Origin of the sequence: Mesotoga infera, from assembly GCA_011045915.1 — a bacterium.
In the GTDB taxonomy this organism is placed as follows: Bacteria; Thermotogota; Thermotogae; order Petrotogales; family Kosmotogaceae; genus Mesotoga; species Mesotoga infera_D.
In genome coordinates this window covers 1-1,586 of the sequence record DSBT01000403.1, presented here as the reverse complement: position 1 = coordinate 1,586, position 1,586 = coordinate 1, and the positions used below count along the sequence as shown (strand labels likewise).

Below are 1,586 nucleotides of genomic sequence, written 5' to 3'. Positions count from 1 at the left end.
TTCATATATGATCTTCGGTTCGCTGAATATTATTACCACTTTCGTAACGGCCATAACCCTTGGACTGGGAATCGACTACGGAATTCACATGATCACGAGATTATCAGACGGAGCTACTAGAGATAAGAATCCAGTATCTCTTCTGCTTAACTCTTACAAAGCGCTCATAAAACCTCTATCGGCAAGTATGATCACGACTGCGCTGGTTTTCGCGATTCTTGCGGTTATTAGCTCGCCGGCCATTAGGGAGCTGGGGATTCTCTCCGCAATCGGTATTGTTGTCTTCTTTATTGTAATGACAGTCTATCTCCCGGCAATTTCGATCAAGACCGTAATGAATCCGGGAAAGAAGGCAAACATCCACCTGCTCGACAGGTTTTTCCTGAGAATCTCGAAGGTGATCTTGAGATTCGGCGTGGTTTTCGGAGGAGTTGTCTTCATGCTTATTCTGATGCTCAGCTATCTTGGTCTGAACAATATAAGAAGCTTTTCCTATACTCCACCTGGATTGATGTCAACCGACTCAGAACAGATCGCAGTTCCCACCCTAATTGAAAGAACCTTCGGGGGAAGTATTATAAACACGGTGCCATTTATACTTCCTGATACAGATTCTTTAAGAAGGGCGCATGAGGAAATCGATCAGAACCCGAACTTCAAGAGCTCCTTCTCAATACTTTCTGTTATCGAAGGAGGAGAGGGAGATTACATAAACCAGATGCAGCAAGTTACCAGAGAAATCGATGCGCTGAGGGACTCTCCGTTAATTGAGGCCGTTTTCAAGAAAGCAAATTACTACGACTTCGTTGTGGAACTCCTTGACAGAGCGGAATCCATTGAAGGGTCGAATGATCTTATCGACCTTGCTACCGAGGTCATACCGGAAAGCTTGAGGGATCAGCTTCTCTATGAGACTGCCAGTGGTGAGACGTATTTTGTTCTGAATTCCGAACCATCATCGACAATCTATAGAAACAACGTCATAAAGATTATTTACGATAGTCTCAGTCCTGAGCTGAGAGCTTCTTTCGGAGGATATCCCAAAGTCTTCCATTACCTGATGGACCTTGTGAGAATCGTCTCCCTTCCGATATGTCTGGTTGCCTTCGTAGCAATCTTTGTCGTCGTTTCTATAGAAAGAAAGTCCATCATAGATGGACTCAAGACATTAGTTCTAATGGTTGGAATTCTGATGTCGATGTTTGGTTTAATGGAAGTGATGGGAATTGAAACGACTTTTGTCACTGTAATCTCTGCCCCGCTGATAATTGGAATTGGTGTAGACTCACTTGTTTACGTTATACATAGTTCTAGGGATAAGAGGAGCACAGAGCTGGCTAGAACCTTCAAATCAATAACCATGTCTTCGGCAACGACCATGCTAACCTTCTTCTCATTCATTTTTGCAAGGGGAAAACTCCTTAGCACATTCGGAATAAGCCTCGGATTTGGGGTTCTTGCCTCACTTGTTGTTGCAACCTTTCTAGTTCCTGTGCTACCATGGAACAGCAAAAAGAAGATCGGAGGTTGAGATATGCCATTACATCTTCTGGTGGCTTACTATGTAGTTGATCATGCATTTGTAA

Annotated in this window: 1 protein-coding gene; it reads left to right on the top strand. The window is 43.5% G+C overall.

Translation table 11 applies throughout. From position 1 onward, the window contains the following. On the top strand, positions 1–1,531 hold a 1,531-nt coding region (locus ENN47_13010), incomplete at its 5' end, for an RND transporter (protein ID HDP79066.1). Between the last annotated feature and the right edge of the window lie 55 nt (positions 1,532–1,586).